The sequence below is a fragment of the uncultured Microbacterium sp. genome (assembly GCF_963524805.1).
In the GTDB taxonomy this organism is placed as follows: Bacteria; Actinomycetota; Actinomycetes; order Actinomycetales; family Microbacteriaceae; genus Microbacterium.
The window spans coordinates 1-18,161 of record NZ_CAURGG010000011.1 but is presented as its reverse complement, the minus strand read 5'-3'; the positions used below and the strand labels follow the sequence as shown (position 1 = coordinate 18,161).

Here is an 18,161-nt window from a genome sequence, read left to right as displayed (position 1 = left end):
CACTCGCGAGACTGCATACGGCGCTCGAGACTGCAGGGTTTACCCGCAGTCTCGCCGACCCGATGCAGTCTCGCGGGAACCAGTTCCTAGAGGCCGACCCACTCGGTCGTGCCTTCGGCCAGGTGCTGGCGCTTCCAGATCGGCGTGCGCTCCTTCACCAGATCGACCAGCTGCCCGCACACCGCGAACGCCTCGGCGCGGTGCGGGGCTGCCACCGCGGCGACCAGCGCGACATCGCCGATCTTCAGCGCGCCGACCCGGTGGATCGCCGCGACCCGAAGCCCCGTCGCCTCGGAGACCTCCGCGCAGACCGCCGCGAGGAAGTCCTGCGCGTCGGGGTGGGACTCGTAATCCAGCGCGTGCACCGAGGCCCCGTGATCGTGATCGCGGACGACGCCCTCGAACACGACCAGCGCCCCGTCGGCCGGGGTCATCACGAAGGCTTCGGCACCGGCCCGGTCGATCGGCTCATCGGTGATGAGCGCGAAGAAGCGATCAGCCATGTCCGCCCCCCGCGACCTGGTCGAGGACGTGCGCGAGCAGCGGCTCGAGCACGGCGAGCCCGTCGCGCACACCGCCCGAGGACCCGGGCAGGTTCACGATGAGCGTTCCGCCCGCCATGCCCGCGATCGCGCGGCTCAGCGACGCGGTCGGGACGGCGTCGCGGCCCGCCGCGCGGATCGCCTCCGCCACTCCCGGCAGCTCCCGATCCAGCAGGGCGCGGGTCGCCTCCGGCGTGCGATCCTGCGGATGGATGCCGGTGCCCCCGGTGGTCAGCACGACGTCGGGAGCGCCCTCCAGGCTCCGAGCCAGCGCGGATGCGACCTCGGCATCCGGCGTCACGACGGCATCTCCCACGGTGAAACCGCGCGCGCGAAGCCACTCCACGATCAGCGGCCCGGTGGTGTCGGTGCGGGTGCCCGCCGCGGCGCCCGTCGACGACACGAGCACGGCGGCCGTGCGACCGGCGCCCATCGCCGCGGGCTCGGAGCCGTGCCGTTCCGGATGCCGCCGCCCGGCATCCGGAACGGGCGCCTCCCGCGTCCACACGCCGTGCTTGCCTCCGGATTTCTCCAGCAGCCGGATCTCGCCCAGCTCGGCGCGCGGGTCGACCGCCTTGATCATGTCGTGCAGCGTGAGCCCGGCGATCGCGACGGCGGTCAGGGCCTCCATCTCGACACCGGTGCGGGCGGTCACCGACACCGTCGCTTCGATGAGGATGCTCTCGCCCTCGTATCCGAAGTCGATCGTGACGGCATCCAGCGGCAGGATGTGCGCCAGCGGGATGAGTTCGCTGGTGCGCTTGGCGCCGGAGATGCCGGCGATCCGCGCGGTGGCCAGCACGTCGGCCTTGGGCAGTCCGTCAGCGCGGACGAGGGAGATCACCTCCGCAGTCGTGCGCAGGCGTCCGGCCGCGCGCGCGACCCGCCGGGTCACCGGCTTGGCGCCCACATCGATCATGCGTGCGCGGCCGTCGTCGTCCAGATGGGTGAGCGAGCTCATAGCTCAACGGTATCGACCGTGGCGCCGACCGGCAGCGCGGTGACATCGGCGGGAACGTCGATCAGCACATCGGCGGCGGCGAGCGCCGCGACCAGGTGGGAGCCCGGACCGGCGACCGTTTCGACCCCGCCGTCCGCGGTGCGACGCCCGCGCAGGAACTGCCGGCGACCCGGGGACGAGGTGAGCGGCGCGGAAAGGGGAAGTGCCGTCCGCGTCACGGCGGTCAGGCCCGCGGTCTCGCGCAGCAGGGGTGCCAGGAACAGCGCGAAGCTCAGCTGACTGCTGACGGGGTTGCCCGGAAAGCACACGATCGGCACGTTGCGGTAGGTGCCGTGAGCCTGCGGACCGCCCGGCTGCATGTCCACGGTGCCCACCGCCGCGCCGAGAGGCTCGAGCAGCTGACGCACCGGTTCGTGGGCGCCCATCGAGATGCCGCCGCTGGTCACGACCAGTTCCGCGCCGCCGGAGATCGTGCGCTCGAGAACTGCGGCCAGGCGTGCCGGATCGTCGCCGGTGAGCTCCACCGCGACGACCTCGGCGCCGGCGGCGGTCGCGGCCGACGCCAGGGCGATGCCGTTCGCGTCGGGAAGCCGGCCGTGACCGAGCGGACCTCCGGGCTCGACGAGCTCGTTGCCGGTGCTGATCACCGCGACCCGCACGCGGGCGCGCACCGCCACCTCGCTCAGGTTGGCGGCGGCCAGCGCCGCGAGGTGCCGCGACGCAAGGCGCAGTCCCGGCGGCAGGAGCAGCGATCCGGCGGAGAGGTCCGATCCGGCGGCACGCACGTATTCGCCGGACGCCCGGGTGCGCAGGATCTCCACCCCACCGCCGGCGGCCCGCGTGTCCTCGATCGGCACCACGGCATCCGCGCCCGCGGGCACGGGCGCACCTGTCATGATGGCGACCGCCGTCCCGAGCTGCAGGGCGTGCGGATCGACGGCGCCGGCCGCCACTTCTCCCCGCACCGGCAGAACCACCGGCACGACCGCGACATCGGCCGCGTGCACGGCGAACCCGTCCATCTGCGAGTTGCGGAAGATCGGCAGGTCGAGGGGACTGCGCACCTCGGCGGCGGTCACCCGATCGGCCGCCAGAGCGATCGGCACGAACTCCTGCGGCCGATTCCGCACCGATGCGAACAGTTCCCGGATCCTGGCGGCGTAGTCCTCGACCGGTATGCGTTGCATCAGATCAGTATCCGCGGTCGCGCTTCAATACCGGGGGAGCGCCGGGTCGACGGTGCGCGACCAGGAGTCCACGCCCCCCGCCAGATGCCGGGCGTCGCTGAATCCTGCGGCGCGCAGGCGCGCCAGCGCGCTCGCCGAGCGCACGCCCAGGTGGCAGTACACGACCGTGGGCGCGCCGGGATCCAGCTCGCCGATCCGGGCATCGAGGTCGCCGAGCGGAATCAGCACCGCGCCGGGAAGAGCCGTGATGGCGAATTCGTGCGGTTCGCGCACGTCCAGCAGCGCGGGCGGCCGGGCCTCGCCGAGCAGATCCGCCAGCTCGCGAGCCGTGATCGAATCCCGGGATACGGCGACCGGCGGCGACGGCGACACGGCGGGCCCGGCATCCCGAGCCGGATCCCGCGCGTACCGCAGCTCGCGGGTGCTGTTGCTCAGCGCGTCGAAGAGCACCACGCGACCGATGAGCGGCTCGCCGACGCCGGCGAGCAGCTTGAGCGCTTCGGTCGCCATCAGGCCGCCGATCACCGTGCACACCGTCGGCAGGATGCCGGCGATCTCGCACGTGTCGGCGTCGGCATCCGGTCCGTCGGGGAACAGGTCGCGGTAGTCGGTGCCGCCCCAGGCGAGCCCGACCTGACCCGACCAGCGCAGCGCCGATCCCCAGACCAAGGGGATGCCGGCGGCGACGGCTGCGTCATTCGCGGCGAAGCGGGTCTCGTTGTTGTCCGAGCCGTCGATGACGATGTCGGCACCGGCGAGGATCCCGGGGCCGGTCTCTGTCGTGAACTGTCCGAGGTGGGCGATCACCGTGGTCTCCGCCGACTGGCGATGAACCGCCTCCGCCGCGGAGTCGACCTTCGCCCGGCCGATATCGGCGCCGCCGTGCAGGATCTGACGGTGCAGGTTGGTCTCGTCGACGAGGTCGTCATCGACCACGGTGATCGTTCCGACGCCGGCGGCGGCGAGGATCGGGAGCACCGCGCTGCCGAGCCCGCCGGCGCCGATGACGACCGCGTGCGCCGCGGAAAGACGCTTCTGCGCCTCATCCCCGAAGCCCGGCAGGATCCGCTGACGGGCGTATCGCGGCGACCGCGGGTCGGGAGTGGAGGCCATGGGGCGATTCTTCCATCGATACGACGGGCCGGCGCGGGACGCTGTCAAGCCGGCGGCACGATGACTGCTGTCCGGTAGCGTCGAGCCATGACATCCCCCGATCGCGCCGGTATCGCTCCGGGGATCGCGCGCTGGGCGCTTGCGGGGCTGCTCGCCGTTGCGGGCGCATCGCACCTGACGTGGGGCCGCCGGGGCTATCGCATCGTGGTGCCCGAGTGGGCGACACGGCTGACGACCCTCGACAAGGACGCGATCGTCGTGGCGTCGGGCGCCGTGGAGCTCGTCCTCGCCGGTGCCCTCGTCGCGCTGCCCGACGAGCGCGCGACGATCGGTCGCCTCGTCGCGGCGTTCTTCGTCGCCGTCTTTCCGGGCAATCTCCACCAGTGGCAGACGGGACGCTCGGCGCCCCTCATGCGCACCGACCGCGCGCGATTCGTCCGACTGCTGCTGCAGCCGGTGCTGATCGGCTGGGCGCTCTGGAGTACCCGTGGCCGCTGATTCCCGGCTCAGCCACCACATCTTCGGCACACCCGGATCCGGCCGCCTGGTCGTTCTCGTCGGTGCGGGCATCGGCGTCGCTCTCGACCCCCTGCCCGTCGAGACGGCCGCGCGGGACATCTGCGTGCTCGCCGTGGCGCTCGGGGACGCGACGATGGAGGATCCCGGCGGTTACGGCAGCGAGACCCCCGCCGAACAGACAGCCTCGTGGCTGGCGCAGCTGATCCGTCAGACCCTGGAGCAGACCGCCGCGGAGTCCGAACAGAGAGCGACGACCGCGGGCCTCGTGATCTACGGTCGCGCCGTGGACGTGGCGCTGCGCGCGGTCGTCGAGCTCGGCGACGCGATCGACCGGCTGGCGCTCATCGGCGTCGCGGCGCCCCAGGAGCCGCTGGACCGGGACGATCTCGCGGCTCTGATCGCAGGCGTGAACGCCAAGGCGCTCGTCATGAACGGTCAGCGCGTCGAGGGCGCCGCGGCGGCAGCGGCAGCCTGGTACCGGGACCACCTGCCTTCCGCCCGCGTCGAGATGGTGCCCGAAGCATCGGAGCTGTCGCTCTCGGCGGTCTGGGGCCGGGTGCTCTCGCACGTGGCCCCCGGGACGATCCGCCGATGATCGAGCTCGACGTCCGCCTGCCCGACGGGCGGATGCTGCACGCGTTCGACGCGCTCCCCGAGAAGGACACGCGCCTCACGCTCGCCTGGCACCACGGCTCGCCGCAGACCGGCGCCCCCTTGCGCCCGGTGCTCGAAGCCGCCGCAGTCCGCGGCATCCGGGTGTTCTCATACGCGCGCCCGGCGTACGGCGGTTCGAGTGCGCAGCACGGTCGCGACGTCGCTTCGGCGGCGGCAGACGTCATCGCGGTCGCGGACGCGCTGGGCATCGGGCGCTTCGCGGGGATGGGCGCGTCCGGGGGCGGACCGCACGCCCTCGCGGGAAGCGCACGGGCCGGCGATCGGGCGATCGGCGTCGTCACACTCGCCGGGATCGCGCCGTTCACGACGCAGTTCGACTGGTTCGAGGGCATGGCCGCGCCGGAGGGCATCGGATCCGCGTTCGAGGGCCGCGCCGCACGCGCCCGGTTCGAGCAGACCGCGCAGTTCGACCCCGCCCAGTTCGTCGCCGCCGACTACGCCGCTCTGGACGGAGCATGGTCCTCCCTCGGAGAGGACGTCGGCCGTTCCGCGGCGTGGGGGACGGACGGTCTCGTGGACGACGATGTCGCCTTCGCCTCCCCGTGGGGCTTCGGCCTCGACGAGGTGCGCGCGCCGGTTCTGGTCGTGCAGGGCGGTCTGGACCGGGTCGTGCCGCCGGCGCACGCAACATGGATGGCGCGCTCCCTGCCCGATGCCACCCTGTGGCTGCGACCGGACGACGGGCACGTCTCGGTGCTCGATGCCGTGCCGGACGCGATGGACTGGCTGCTGACGGGCAGACTGGTGCGATGACGGCATCCGGCATTCCCCGCTCCACTCCCGCCCGAACGATCGCCCGCTGGGCGCTGGGAGGCGCGATGGTCTTCGCCGGCGTCTCGCACCTGTTCTGGGCGCGGCGCGAATTCCAGGCGCAGGTGCCCGATTGGACCGGCAAGGTGATGGACAAGGACGGTGTCGTCGTGGCCTCGGGCGTCGTGGAGATCATGCTCGGGGGCGCCCTCATCGCCCTGCCGCGCGAGCGCAGCCGTGTCGGGGCCATCCTGGCGGCGTTCTACGTCGCGATCTTCCCCGGCAACATCGAGCAGTACACGAAGGGCAAGAAGGGATTCGGCCTGAGCGATGACCGCAGTCGCCTCGTCCGGCTGTTCTTCCAGCCGGTGCTGGTGGCCGTCGCGCTGTGGAGCACTCGCGAGCCGAAGGCCTGATCCGGCCCGCACTGTCGGGATCGGGTGGGAGGATTCTCGGATGCTGCTGCACGAGCTCGTCGGGACGACCGAGACGGTCGGCTCCACATCGTCCCGGCTGACGAAGATCGAGGCGCTCGCGACGCTGCTCACGGGTCTCGACACGGACGAGATCGCCCCGGCGATCGGGCTGCTGACGGCGAAGCCGCGGCAGGGGCGACTCGGCGTCGGATGGCGGGGCGTCGCCGCGCTGGAGGTCGTGCACGCCACCGACCCCACGCTGTCGGTCCAGGATGTGGATGCCTCGCTGGAGCAGCTGGCCGCGGCATCCGGGTCCGGCTCGGCCGGAGTGAGACGCGCCACGCTGGACTCCCTCGCCGCGCGCGCCACTGCGAGGGAATGGGACTTCCTCTCGCGCGTGATCCTCGGTGAGCTGCGCACCGGGGCGCTGGAGGGCGTGCTCCTCGACGCGATCGCGCGGGCGTCGGATCAGCCGGCGGCCGTCGTGCGCCGCGCCGCGATGCTGTCGGGCGACCTCGGAGAAACGGCCCGCATCGCCCTCACCGGGTCGGAGGGCGAGCTCGCTGAGATCGGCCTGCGGGTGCTGCGGCCGGTGCTGCCGATGCTCGCCTCCACCGCCGGATCGGTGGCGGAGGCGATGTCGACGATCGCGGGCGCCGCCTCGGTCGAGTACAAGCTGGACGGCGCCCGCATCCAGGTTCATCGACGCGGCGATGAGGTGCGCGTGTACACCCGCAGTCTCGCCGACATCACTGCGCGGGTGCCGGAGATCGTGGATGCCGTCCTCACCCTGCCCGTGCAGGACGTGATCCTCGATGGCGAGACCCTGTCGCTCGATGCCGACGGCGGCCCGCGGCCCTTCCAGGACACGATGTCGCGCTTCGGGTCCGAGGCGGTCAGCGCGACGGTGCTGCGCCCCTGGTTCTTCGATGTGCTGCACATCGACGGCCGCGACCTCATCGACGAGCCGCTCGCCGTCCGCCTCGCCGAGCTCGAGCGGATCGCCGCGGACTGGCGCATCCCCGGCATCGTCACCGCCGACGCGCAGGCCGCCGAACAGCTCTCCCGTGAGGCCCTGGCCGCCGCCCACGAGGGAATCGTCGTGAAGGCGATCGACTCCCTGTACGCGGCGGGCCGCCGGGGCAAGAGCTGGATCAAGATCAAGCCGGTGCTCACGTACGACCTGGTGGTCCTGGCCGTCGAGTGGGGTTCCGGCCGCCGCACGGGGCAGCTGTCGAACCTGCATCTGGGCGCCCTCGACCCAGTGGGCGAGTTCGGCGAACCGGGCGGGTACGTCATGGTCGGCAAGACGTTCAAGGGGCTCACGGACGAGCTGCTGCGCTGGCAGACCGCGCACTTCCCGACCATCGAGACCCATCGCAGTGCCTACGCGGTGCATGTGCAGCCGACGACGGTCGTCGAGATCGCCATCGACGGCGTGCAGCGTTCGACGCGCTACCCCGGCGGCGTCGCGCTGCGGTTCGCGCGAGTGAAGGGGTACCGACCCGACAAGCGCCCGGACGAGGCGGACACGATCCAGACTCTGCGCGGGCTTTTGCGGTGAGCCTTCCCGCTGTGCCACCGCGGATCGTGGTGCTCACCGGGGCCGGGATCTCCGCCGAGAGCGGCATCCCGACCTTCCGCGATGCGGGCGGCCTGTGGGTGGGGCACGACGTCGAAGACGTCGCGACGCCCGAGGGGTTCGAGCGAGACCCCGACACGGTGTTGCGCTTCTACGATGCGCGGCGCCGGGCTGCGGCATCCGCACAGCCGAACCCCGCCCACCGGGCGCTCGCACGGCTCGAGGAGGTGCTGGGCGATCGCCTGCTCGTCGTGACGCAGAACGTGGACGACCTGCACGAGCGAGCCGGGAGTCGCAACGTCGTGCACATGCACGGCGAGCTGCGCCGCGCTCTGTGCGGCGTCTGCGGGGCGCGACCGGTCTGGGATGCCGATCTGCGGCCGCGGCCGGCGTGCCCGCAGTGCGGGCAGCGGAAGCTGAGACCCGACGTCGTGTGGTTCGGTGAGATGCCCTACGACCTCGGCCGCATCGAGGACGCCGTCGTGGCCTGCGACTCGTTCGTCTCGATCGGCACCTCGGGCGCGGTGTATCCGGCCGCCGGGTACGTCGCGCTCGCTGCGGCGTTCGGCGCCCGCACCGTCGAGCTGAACCTCGAGCCGAGCGATGCCGCCGTGCCGTTCGACGAGTGTCGCATCGGTCCCGCCACAGAGATCGTCCCGGCGTGGGTGGAGGAGATCCTCAGCGACGGGTCGAGACCGTCACGGTGAACTTCGCCCCGCGCGCGACCTGCCGCGTGGAGCCGACCAGGCGCTCCAGAGTGGGACGGTACTGAAGCGCCGAGTTCCATACGCTCCACAGCTCGCCGCCGGGGGCCAGCACCCGGCCGGCATCGGCGAACAGCGGATCGGCGACACCGCTCATCGGGACGGCGCTGCCGGCGTGGAATGGAGGGTTGAGGGCGATGAACGAGCCGCTGGCATCGGGCCGCTGCGCCAGAGCGAGGTCGCGCGTCACCTCCACGCGGTCCGTCACGCCGTTCGCGGCGACCGTGGCGTGTGCGGAGGCGACGGCTGCCGCCGACTGGTCGCTGGCGACGACGGAGATCTCCGGATGCCGCAGCGCCAACCAGGTCGCGATCACCCCGGTACCGCACGCCAGGTCGATCACGTCGCCGCTGCCGCCGAGTGCGAGGTCCGCCGTCGCCAGCTGCTCGAGGAGGAAGCGCGTGCCGATGTCGATGCCCGGCCCGGCGAATGCGCCTCCGAAAGCGCAGACGGTGAGCGGCGCAGACAGTCCCGGCGCGTCGCGCAGGTCCGAGCGCGGCTGTGGGTCGCGACCGTCGTGCGGCTCGCGGGCGATGAGGACCCGCGACTTCTGCCGCGCACGCGAGACGTCGAGGGTGCGGAACGAGCGGCCCAGCACGTCGTTCATGGTCAGTGTCATGTGCTTGATGCGGCCGCCCGCGAACACCACCACGTCGGGATGGGCGTGTGCGGCGATCAGCCCCGAGATGTCCTCGAGCGCGTCCAGCGCGCGCGGCAGTCGCATCAGCACGACGTGTGCTCCCGCCACGAGGGACGCATCGAGGGGAAGGGACTGGTAGCGGTCTCCGACGCCCACCGCGAGCGCGTTCTCGGCAAGCGCCCTCTCGCCGGCGAGCGAATCCTGGTGCACCCGGATGCCGGTGGCACCCGCATCCGCCGCCCCCAGCGTGAGCGCGCCGTAATCGTCGCCGATTACGACGATCTCGCCTGCAGCCGCCGCTCGGCGGGCCTCCGAGGATTCGTCGAGGATCAGGCGATCCGCCGCATCGGAGGCGAGGAGGTCGGGCGCTTCGATGTCGGGGCGGCGGCGCAGCGCCGCGGGGGAGTAGGCGGAAGGCGGCACGAGGACAGTCTTGCCGAACGGTGCTCTGAAGCGCGCATCGGGAGGCGTATTGAACTTCATGCTCACACTCAGATTCAGCGGCGTGTGAGCAGGAAGTTCAACGCACTCCGTGGCGAATGCAGAACGCCGGGACCGATCCGGTCCCGGCGTTCTGTGGACTGCAGCCGCTAGACGCGCGCGCCGCCGGAGCGGAGCCGCGAGAGCGCGTCCACGGTCGCGGCGAGGATCAGGACGGCGCCGGTGACCATCAGGTTGAAGCCCGCGGGCAGGTTCAGCAGGCCCAGCCCGTTGGTGATGACCGCGATCACGAGCGCGCCGATCGCGGCGTGCATGAGCCGGCCGCGCCCGCCGAAGAGGCTGACGCCACCGACCACCGCTGCCGCCACACCGCTCAGGACGATGTCACGGCCGACCGTGGCGTCGACCGAGCCGACGCGCGAGACGCTGAACAGCATCGCCGCCACAGCCAGGGAGGAGCAGATCACGAATGCCCACCATTTGATCCAGCGCACCTTGACACCCGACCGGCGTGCGGCTTCGGCGTTGCCGCCGATCGCGTAGACGTACCGGCCGAACTTGGTGCGGTCCAGGACGAACGTGCCGATCCACAGGATCAGCAGCACGACGGGGACGATGATCGGAACTCCGGCGACCTCGTTCACCGACTGACCGCGGTTCTGGTTGAGGACGAACACGAACGCGCCGCCGAGCACGAGGATGACGGCGAGCTTGATCCACACGAGCGAGATGGCCCGGTTGGGCACCCCCGCCTTGGTGCGGCGGGCGCGGTCGTAGAACGCCGTGCCGCCGGAGATGGCCAGGATGACCACGAGCATGACCCATCCGGCCCAGACGGGCAGGTTGCCGTTCTGTAGGGCGATGAGCTCGGGAACCTCGATGCGGAACAGGCCGCCGGGGCCGATCACGACCAGAGCGAGTCCCTGATAGCCCAGGAACAGACCCAACGTGACGACGAACGACGGGATGCCGACCCTCGCGACGAAGAAACCTATCAGGGCACCGGTGAGGAAGCCGAAGCCGAACCCGACCAGCAGGGCGATGGGCCACGGGATGCCGAACTGCGCGTTCAGCACGACGAACAGCGCCATGCCGACACCGCCGGTGACACCGGCGGACAGGTCGATCTCACCCAGCAGCAGCACGAACACGAGTGCCATGCCGAGCACGACAAGCGGGGCTGCCTGGTTGAGCAGGTTCGCGAAGTTGCGCTCGGTGAGGAAGAACGGGCTGAGAACCGTGAACAGCAGGCTCAGCACGACGAGACCGCCGACCGCGGGAAGGGCTCCCATGTCGCCGCCGCGGACGCGCTGCCACCACGCCTGGATCTGGTCGCCGAGGCCTCCCTCGACACCGCTGCCGATGAGGTCGCTGGCGACGGGACTCGGGGCCGCCTCGGTCGTCGTGCCGCTCACTCTGCGCCTCCTGTGGCGATGTTGGTCGTGCCGATGAGCTCCACGCCCATGGTCTTCGTGCCGGTGATGTAGCCCACCACGTCATCGCGCGTAGTGTCCGCCACGTTGATCTGGGCGACCATCTGTCCGAGGTACAGCACGGCGATGTCATCGGCGACCTCGAACACGTCGGCGAGGTTGTGGCTGATGATCACGACCGCCACGCCCTGGTCGGACAGCCGTTTGACGAGGTTGAGCACCTGCTCGGTCTGGGCGACGCCCAAGGCGGCCGTGGGCTCGTCGAGGATGACCACACGCGCCTTCTTCAGCACCGCGCGGGCGATCGCCACCGTCTGACGCTGACCACCGGAGAGGGAGGAGACCTTCTGGCGCACGGATTTGACCGTGCGCACCGACAGGCCGCGCAGCGTGTCGGAAGCGTCCTTCTCCATCCGACCCTCGTCGAACGTGCCGAACGTGAGCTCCTCGCGACCGAGGAACATGTTCTGCACGATGTCGAGGTTGTCGCACAGGGCGAGGTCCTGGTACACGACCTCGATGCCCAGGGCCGCGGCATCCCTCGGCGCGTGCAGGTCGCGATGGGTGCCGTCGATGAGGACTTCACCCTCGTCGTAGGGCTGGACGCCGGCGAGACCCTTGATCAGGGTCGACTTTCCGGCGCCGTTGTCGCCGACCAGAGCAGTGACCTTGCCGGGGTAGACCTTCAGGTCCACCCCTTTGAGGACGCTCACGGGGCCGAAGGACTTCTTCACGCCGACCAGCTGGATGATCGGCTCTTGCGCAGTGTTCGTGTCTGACATGCTCGCTTCCTTGCGATTCGGTGTGGGTACACGTCGAGGACGCCGCGCCGTTTCCGACGCGGCGCCCTCGATGAGGTGACTGCTACGGAGCGACGACGCCGAACTCCTCGCACGCGGCCATGACGTCCGGCGTGCAGACGTCATCGTACGCGGCGTCGCCTGCGGCGACCACGTCGTTGACCTCGTTCGGCCCCACGAGCTGCGGCGTGACCTGGATGTACGGCGTGCCGTCATCCAGTTCAGCGTCTGCCTTGGGCGTGTCGCCCTTCAGCAGCGCGACTGCGGTGTCGACGGCGGCGGTGGCCTCGTCGGCGACAGGCTTGTAGACCGTCGCGGTCTGCCATCCGAGCAGGATGTTCTGCAGGCCTGCGACGTTGGCGTCCTGACCCGACACGGCAACACCCTTGAGGTTGTTGTCCTGAAGGACCTTGATGACGCCGGCGGCGTTGGTGTCGTTCGCGGCCCAGACGCCGTCGACCTGTCCGCCGAGCGAGGTCAGCGCCTGCTCGAAGTTGGTCTGCGACTTGGCCTGGTCCCATGCTCCCGGGGGCTCGGCCGCCGGCTTGATGCCCGCGGCTTCCATGACCTCGACGGCTCCATCGTGGAACATCGCGGCGTTGCCGTCGGTCGGGTCTCCGCCGATGTAGACGACCTTGGCGGCTGCGGGGTCCACGCCCTTGGTCTTGAGGCCGTCCAGGACCGTCTGGCCCTCCAGGCGGCCGACCTCGACGTTGTCGAAGGACACGTAGTAGTCCGCACCGGAGAACGGACGGTCGTACGCGATGACCGGGATGCCCTCGCCCTTGGCCTTGGTGGCGACGGCCTCAGCCGCGCCCTGGTAGTCGACGAGAAGCATGACGCCGCAGCCCTGCGTGAGCTGCTGGTCGGCGATCGTCGAGTACTTGTTCACGTCACCCTGAGCGTTCTGGATGTCGACCTCGAACCCGGCGCCTTCCAGACCCTCCTGGAGGTACTTGCGGTCGAAGTTCTCCCAGCGCGGCGAGGACGCCGCGTCGGGGAGGATGACGCACGCGCGGCCCGCGGCGTCGCCTCCGCCATCGCTGCTCTCACTGGCCGTGCCGCCGCTGGAGCCGGAACACCCGGCCAGCAGCAGCGCGGCAGCACCCGTGAGGGCGGCCACGGAGAGGATTGAAGACTTCTTCATCTTTCGCCTTTCGTCTTTGAATGTGCGCACGCCCGGAAACCGATGCGTGTGTGTCGCTAGAGCGATCCTGACCGCATCGATCCTTGGCGTCAAGACATGAACGTAACGCTTTGGCAACGGCGCGTTCGCATTCGCGCCGTGAACACATGGGGCCTCAGGCGCGCCCCGCCGCCGCACGCTTCCGACGGGAGAGGGAGTCGACGGTGACGGCGAGCACGAGGACGATTCCCGTGATCATGAAGATCACCGAGGAGTCCAGATTCAGCAGCGTGAGACCGGAGGAGATGGACTGGATCACGAAGATTCCGAGCAGTGCGGCGAAGGCCGTCCCGCGCCCGCCGAACAGGCTCGCTCCGCCGATCACGGCGGCGGCGATCGCGTTGAGGTTCACGTCGCCCGTGCCGGAGCTTTGATTGGCCGAGGCGAGCCGGGCTGCGGCCAGGACCCCGCCCACGGCGGCGAGCGTGGAGCACATCATGAAGACCGAGATGTAGATCCGGTCGACCCGGATCCCGGCGCGGCGGGAGGCATCGACCGAGCCGCCGACCGCGTAGACGGCCCGGCCCCAGCGCGTCCGCGTCAGTGCGAAGTTCACGGCGACCACGAGCGCGAGGAAAAACAGGAACATCACCCCGACGCCGCGGTCGAGATTGAGATACCAGGCGGCGACCAACAGGAAAGCGAGCAGGGCGCCACTGCGCGCGCCGATCTCGAGATAGCTCTGGCTGACCAGATTCGCCGCCGACCGGGCGCGGGCGCGGCGAAGCAGGATCCCTGCGTAGGCGGCGGCCGTCAGCCCCGCCACCGCGTACGAGGCCCACGCCGGCAGGTACCACTGCTGCGCGAACTGGACGATCCACGAGTCGAAGGGCAGGCTGATGGATCCCGTGTCGCCGAGCACCCACAGCTGCAGTCCGAGGAACCCCAGCAGGCCGGCAAGCGTGATGACGAAGCTCGGCAGGCCCAGCCTCGTGTAGAGCCAGCCGTAGAGCAGGCCGACCAGCGCGCCGGTCGCGATCGCCGCGATGAGCGCGAGCACCAGATTCCACTGCAGCTGGACGAACGTCACCGCGAGGATCGCTGCGGCCAGACCCGACACGGAGCCCACCGACAGGTCGATCTCGCCCAGCAGCAGCACGAGCACGATGCCCAGCGCGATCGTGCCGATCGCCGCACACTGCATCGTCAGGTTCACGATGTTGGTGCTCGAGAGGAACACCGGATTGAGAGCTTGGAAGATGGCCCAGATCACCACGAGCCCGACGATCACCGGGAGCGAGCCGAGGTCGCCGCCGCGGATGCGGGCCAGGAGCGAGGCGCCTGCGGAGCGCATCCCGTCCGCGCTGAAGAGTCGGTCATCGGCGTCGGGGACGAGCGGCGGCGACGAGGGATCCTTGACCGGGCTGTCCCTTCCCGACGTCTCCTTGCGCACGGTCATGAGGCCCCGCCCGCACCGCGTCCGCGGGGCCGCCGCCCATCCGGTCCGCGCATCTTGATGATCTTCGGGTCCGAAGGCTCCGGCGCGTCGCGGTCGGATGCCCGGCGCGCCACCGCGTTGTCGACGGCTCCGGTGATCGCCGCGATGAGCGTCTCGCTCGTCACGTCGGCGATGTTGTAGACGCCGTTGTTGCGGCCCAGGCGCAGAACGACCACCCGATCGGCCACCGCCATGACATCGGCCATGCTGTGGCTGACCAGGACCACCCCGTGCCCGCGCTCGCGGAGTCGCTCGATGAGGTTCAGCACCTCGGCGGTCTGCGCGACGCCCAGCGCGGCGGTGGGTTCGTCGAGGATCACGATGCGCGGGTCGCCGATGAGCGAGCGGGCGATCGCGACGGTCTGGCGCTGCCCGCCCGAGAGAGAGGCGACCGGGATCCGCACCGAGGGGATCTTGGCCGACAGCTCGCGCAGAAGCGTCCAGGTCTGCTGCTCCATGTCGACCTCGTCGAGCGTGCGTCCCGTCCGCAGTTCGCGGCCGAGCCACAGATTCGCAACGACGTCCAGGTTGTCGCACAGGGCGAGATCCTGGAAGACGGTCGCGATGCCCAATTCCTGCGCGTCGGCCGGGCTGCCGATCTCGACCGGCTCGCCGTCGTACTCGATCACGCCGGAATCGGGGGAGTAGACGCCGGACAGCAGCTTGACGAGCGTCGACTTGCCCGCTCCGTTGTCGCCGATCAGGGCGACCACCTCACCCTCGTTGACCCAGAAGTCCACGTCGGTGAGCGCCTTGACCGCCCCGAAGCGCTTGCCGATCGCGTGCACCGTGAGTACGCGCTCGCGCGACCGGCCCGGTCGCGGCTGTGTCATCGACATAGCGTCATGCTCTCATCGTTGGCGACGGACGGCCGTCATCGGATGCCGGCGGCTTCGCACGCGGCGGCCACGGCGGGCGTGCAGATGTCCTCGACGGTCCAGAATCCGTCGGCCACCACCGTGTCCATGATGTTCTCGATCGTGACGGCGACCGGTTGGAGCAGGGTCGCGGGCGTGCCCTGGATCTCGAGGGGGGCGATGATCTCCTCGCCCTCGATCAGCGCGACGGCCACCTCGGCGGCGCGCTCGGCCTGGGGCCGGATCGCCTTGTACACGGTCATCTCCTGGTCACCGGTCAGGATCCGCTGGATCGCGGTGAGCTCAGCGTCCTGTCCCGTGACGATCGGGAACGGAGAGACGTTGGCGGCCTTCAGCGCCGAGACCGCGCCACCGGCGACCCCGTCATTGGCGGCGTAGACCCCTTCGATCTGATCGGCGTACTGCGCGATCTGCCCGGCCACCCATTCTTGGGCCTTCTCGGGACTCCAGCCGGGCGTGTCGTATTCGGCGAGCACCCGAAGACCGCTCGCGTCGATGACACGGCGCGCACCGTCTTTGAACTGGGAGGCATTGCTGTCGGTCGGAGACCCGTTCACCATGAGCACTCCGGCCGATCCTTTCCCGTCCTCCTCGAGGGCGCGGACGAATTCGGTCGCCTGCAGGTCGCCGACCAGCTCGTTGTCGAAGGAGATGTAGTACGCCAGCTCCCCGCCCGCGATCAGGCGGTCGTAGGAGATGACCGGCACTCCCGCCGCGTTGGCAGAGCGCACGATGCTCACCGCGGCCTGTGTGTCGAACGCGTCCAACACCAGCACATCGGCGCCGGCGGCAAGCGCGGACTCGGCCTGCTGCTGCTGCTTCGTGGCGTCGCCGTCCGCGTTGGAGTAGAGCACCTGATATGGGCCCAGCTCGGCGACCCTCTCCTCGAAGATCGGGCGATCGAACGTCTCGTAGCGGGCGGTCTTGGCATCCGGCAGCAGCAGCGCGATCGTGCCGTCGTCCCCGGAACCGTCGACCTGGCCGCTTTCGGGCGTGCAGCCGGCCAGCGCGAGACCCACGACCGCCGTGGCGGCGATCAGCGCGGTCGAGCGGGCGCGGCGCATTCGCGATCCCCTTCGTTCGGGCGGGACGGATTCGGACCAGGAGGAATAGAGCCTACGCCGAGAAGGGAATCGCCTCGGCGTCGACGGTGACGTGGTCCAGGGCGATCGTGATCGCCCCCCGGGTCTCGGCCCAGCCGCCGAAGGAGGCACCGACGATCTCCGGCAGACCGCTCGCCGATGCCAGCGCCGTCCGCTCCAGGGAATGGCGCATCGGAGCCATGAGGATCTCACCGGCCTCGCCCAGCTCCCCACCCACGATGATCAGCTCGGGGTCGAACAGGTTGCACAGGCTCGCGGCGGCGATGCCGATGTGCCGCCCGGCGTCGGCGATCACGCGGCGGGAACTGCCGTCGCCGGCATCCGAGGCCTGAATGAGATCTCGGAGCCGCTGCATCCCCTCGCTCGGCGGGAACAGCGACAGCAGTGCCGGTCCGCCGGCGTAGGTCTCGAGGCAACCCCGGTTGCTGCAGCGGCACATCGGGCCGTTCTCGTCGATCGTGACGTGCCCGATCTGGCCGGCCTTGCCGTTGACGCCCCGGAAGAGGTCGCCGTTCACGATCAGGCCGGCGCTGATCGTGTGCCCCACGCGGATGAAGACCGATGAGGAGGCGTAGCGACCCGCGCCCTCCCGCGCTTCGGCGAGCCCGGCGAGATTGGCCTCGCTGTCGACGAAGACCGGGACGCCGATGCGGGCGGTGAGACTCTCGGCGACGTCGACGCCCTCCCAGCCGCGCAGCAGACCCGGCGTGGAGATCATGCCGGTGCGGGGGTCGATGGGCGCCGGAAGAGCAAGGCCCACCGACAGCAGATCGCTGACCGAGCCGCCGAGCGTCTCCATCATGTCGCCGAGAAGGATGCTGAGGCGGTCCAGTTCGGCATCGTGCCGGTGATCGAGTGCCAGGGGAAGAGAGGTCTGCGTCACGACGGTGCGAGTCGCATCGGCGATCGCGATGTGCAGCTGCCGGGAGCTGAAATGCACGCCGGCGACGAGACCCAGTTGCCGGGCGAGCGAGACGAGCGTCGCGCGCCTGCCACTGCGCGAAGTGAAGGACGTGTGCAGGAGCCCGGAGGCGGTGAGCTCCTTGACGATGTTGGACACCGTCGCGGGCGACAGGCCCGTGCTTCCGGCAAGCTCGACCTGCGTCAGTCGCCCATGCCGTTTGAGCGACTCGATGAGCCGGGCCCGGTTGGCTTCACGGAGTGAAGACTGCGAGCCGGGTGGGGCGATGCGTCCTACCACGATCGACACTGTACCTGACGGCCTTCCCCGGACGCGAGGAGCGCCGCGGGCAGGGGGCCGCTACTCGCGCAGCCGGACCAGCCGCTCGTGTCCGGTCTCCTCGAGCTCGGCGATGGATTCACGGGCCTTGACGAAGTCCGAGAACGAGCGGTAGCCCAGGGCCTTCTCGCTGAAGGACGGGTCCATCCGGCGCATGTGGGCCTTGACCACCGAGCTGTGCAGCCACTCCGCGTCGTCGTCCTTGTCGCGACCGAGGCGCAGGGCGCGCTCGAGCAGCCGCGTCGCCACCTCTTGCGGATCCTCCGCCGGCTCTTCGGGTGCGACAGGTTCTGGAGTCGCGGCAAGAGCGGCGACCGTGCTGGAGGATGCCCGGCGATTGGTGCGCTTGGGCGGGGCGGCCGGCCCGAGCGCCTCGATCAGCGATGCCTCGACCTCGGCGGCCGCCGGCGCGGCGTCGGGGGTCGCCGGTGGCTCGGAGGTGGCGGCGCCCTCGGTGCCGGCTGCGGGGGATGCCGTCGCCTCGGACTCGGCG

The 18,161-nt window shown here is 70.5% G+C and carries 19 protein-coding genes; 6 read left to right on the top strand and 13 right to left on the bottom strand.

All coding sequences use genetic code 11. The features are described from left to right. Positions 1-86 precede the first annotated feature (86 nt). Genes RWQ91_RS16045 through RWQ91_RS16030 form a run of 4 tightly spaced genes read right to left on the bottom strand, consistent with a single transcriptional unit; the run spans position 87 to position 3,803 of the window. Positions 87-503 carry a molybdenum cofactor biosynthesis protein MoaE gene (locus RWQ91_RS16045; protein WP_314508078.1) on the bottom strand — a complete coding sequence of 139 codons (417 nt, stop codon included), beginning with the start codon at positions 501-503 and terminating at the stop codon, positions 87-89. After that, the gene (gene moaCB / locus RWQ91_RS16040; RefSeq protein ID WP_314508076.1) at positions 496-1,503 is read right to left on the bottom strand and encodes a bifunctional molybdenum cofactor biosynthesis protein MoaC/MoaB; all 1,008 of its coding nucleotides are present in this window, start codon (positions 1,501-1,503) and stop codon (positions 496-498) included. The genes RWQ91_RS16045 and moaCB overlap by 8 nt, the downstream gene beginning before the upstream one ends. Then, complete coding sequence (gene glp / locus RWQ91_RS16035; RefSeq protein ID WP_314508075.1) at positions 1,500-2,690, bottom strand: gephyrin-like molybdotransferase Glp; 1,191 nt, start codon at positions 2,688-2,690, stop codon at positions 1,500-1,502. The genes moaCB and glp overlap by 4 nt, the downstream gene beginning before the upstream one ends. 24 nt (positions 2,691-2,714) lie before the next feature. After that, on the bottom strand, positions 2,715-3,803 hold the full coding sequence (locus RWQ91_RS16030) for a ThiF family adenylyltransferase (RefSeq protein WP_314508074.1): 1,089 nt from the start codon (positions 3,801-3,803) through the stop codon (positions 2,715-2,717). A gap of 87 nt (positions 3,804-3,890) precedes the next feature. Here RWQ91_RS16030 and RWQ91_RS16025 point away from each other — a divergent pair, with 87 nt between their 5' ends. Genes RWQ91_RS16025 through RWQ91_RS16000 form a run of 6 tightly spaced genes read left to right on the top strand, consistent with a single transcriptional unit; the run spans position 3,891 to position 8,452 of the window. Then, the gene (locus RWQ91_RS16025; RefSeq protein WP_314508072.1) at positions 3,891-4,301 is read left to right on the top strand and encodes a hypothetical protein; all 411 of its coding nucleotides are present in this window, start codon (positions 3,891-3,893) and stop codon (positions 4,299-4,301) included. Next, positions 4,291-4,917 (top strand): hypothetical protein, encoded by a 627-nt coding sequence (locus tag RWQ91_RS16020; RefSeq protein ID WP_314508070.1) that lies wholly within the window; start codon positions 4,291-4,293, stop codon positions 4,915-4,917. Before RWQ91_RS16025 ends, RWQ91_RS16020 begins: the two co-directional genes overlap by 11 nt. Further along, positions 4,914-5,750, top strand: coding sequence for an alpha/beta fold hydrolase (locus tag RWQ91_RS16015; RefSeq protein ID WP_314508068.1), 837 nt, complete (start codon positions 4,914-4,916; stop codon positions 5,748-5,750). The genes RWQ91_RS16020 and RWQ91_RS16015 overlap by 4 nt, the downstream gene beginning before the upstream one ends. Further along, positions 5,747-6,163 (top strand): hypothetical protein, encoded by a 417-nt coding sequence (locus RWQ91_RS16010; RefSeq protein WP_314508067.1) that lies wholly within the window; start codon positions 5,747-5,749, stop codon positions 6,161-6,163. Before RWQ91_RS16015 ends, RWQ91_RS16010 begins: the two co-directional genes overlap by 4 nt. Positions 6,164-6,203: 40 nt before the next feature. Continuing rightward, positions 6,204-7,727 (top strand): ATP-dependent DNA ligase, encoded by a 1,524-nt coding sequence (locus RWQ91_RS16005; RefSeq protein WP_314508065.1) that lies wholly within the window; start codon positions 6,204-6,206, stop codon positions 7,725-7,727. Then, positions 7,724-8,452, top strand: a complete 729-nt coding sequence (locus tag RWQ91_RS16000; protein WP_314508064.1) for an NAD-dependent deacylase — start codon at positions 7,724-7,726, stop codon at positions 8,450-8,452. The genes RWQ91_RS16005 and RWQ91_RS16000 overlap by 4 nt, the downstream gene beginning before the upstream one ends. On the opposite strand, the gene RWQ91_RS15995 is transcribed toward RWQ91_RS16000, so the two are convergent. The 9 genes from RWQ91_RS15995 to RWQ91_RS15955 all read right to left on the bottom strand — a co-directional run. Then, positions 8,424-9,632 (bottom strand): methyltransferase, encoded by a 1,209-nt coding sequence (locus tag RWQ91_RS15995; protein WP_314508063.1) that lies wholly within the window; start codon positions 9,630-9,632, stop codon positions 8,424-8,426. The genes RWQ91_RS16000 and RWQ91_RS15995 overlap by 29 nt on opposite strands. 107 nt (positions 9,633-9,739) lie before the next feature. Then, positions 9,740-11,005: an ABC transporter permease subunit gene (locus RWQ91_RS15990; protein WP_314508062.1), complete on the bottom strand. Its 1,266-nt coding sequence runs from the start codon at positions 11,003-11,005 to the stop codon at positions 9,740-9,742. After that, positions 11,002-11,805 carry an ATP-binding cassette domain-containing protein gene (locus tag RWQ91_RS15985; RefSeq protein ID WP_314508061.1) on the bottom strand — a complete coding sequence of 268 codons (804 nt, stop codon included), beginning with the start codon at positions 11,803-11,805 and terminating at the stop codon, positions 11,002-11,004. Before RWQ91_RS15985 ends, RWQ91_RS15990 begins: the two co-directional genes overlap by 4 nt. Before the next feature lie 82 nt (positions 11,806-11,887). Next, positions 11,888-12,970, bottom strand: a complete 1,083-nt coding sequence (locus RWQ91_RS15980) for a substrate-binding domain-containing protein (protein WP_314508060.1) — start codon at positions 12,968-12,970, stop codon at positions 11,888-11,890. Between the two features lie 154 nt (positions 12,971-13,124). Further along, positions 13,125-14,303 (bottom strand): ABC transporter permease subunit, encoded by a 1,179-nt coding sequence (locus tag RWQ91_RS15975; RefSeq protein ID WP_314508131.1) that lies wholly within the window; start codon positions 14,301-14,303, stop codon positions 13,125-13,127. A gap of 101 nt (positions 14,304-14,404) precedes the next feature. Then, a complete protein-coding gene (locus RWQ91_RS15970; protein WP_314508059.1) occupies positions 14,405-15,286 on the bottom strand; it encodes an ATP-binding cassette domain-containing protein in 882 nt (293 codons plus the stop codon). Positions 15,287-15,321: 35 nt separating this feature from the next. Next, on the bottom strand, positions 15,322-16,389 hold the full coding sequence (locus RWQ91_RS15965; protein ID WP_314508058.1) for a substrate-binding domain-containing protein: 1,068 nt from the start codon (positions 16,387-16,389) through the stop codon (positions 15,322-15,324). 52 nt (positions 16,390-16,441) lie between these two features. Further along, positions 16,442-17,629, bottom strand: coding sequence for an ROK family transcriptional regulator (locus RWQ91_RS15960; protein ID WP_314508057.1), 1,188 nt, complete (start codon positions 17,627-17,629; stop codon positions 16,442-16,444). Positions 17,630-17,689: 60 nt separating this feature from the next. Then, positions 17,690-18,161: OST-HTH/LOTUS domain-containing protein (locus tag RWQ91_RS15955; protein WP_314508056.1), on the bottom strand; the 472-nt coding region annotated here is incomplete at its 5' end.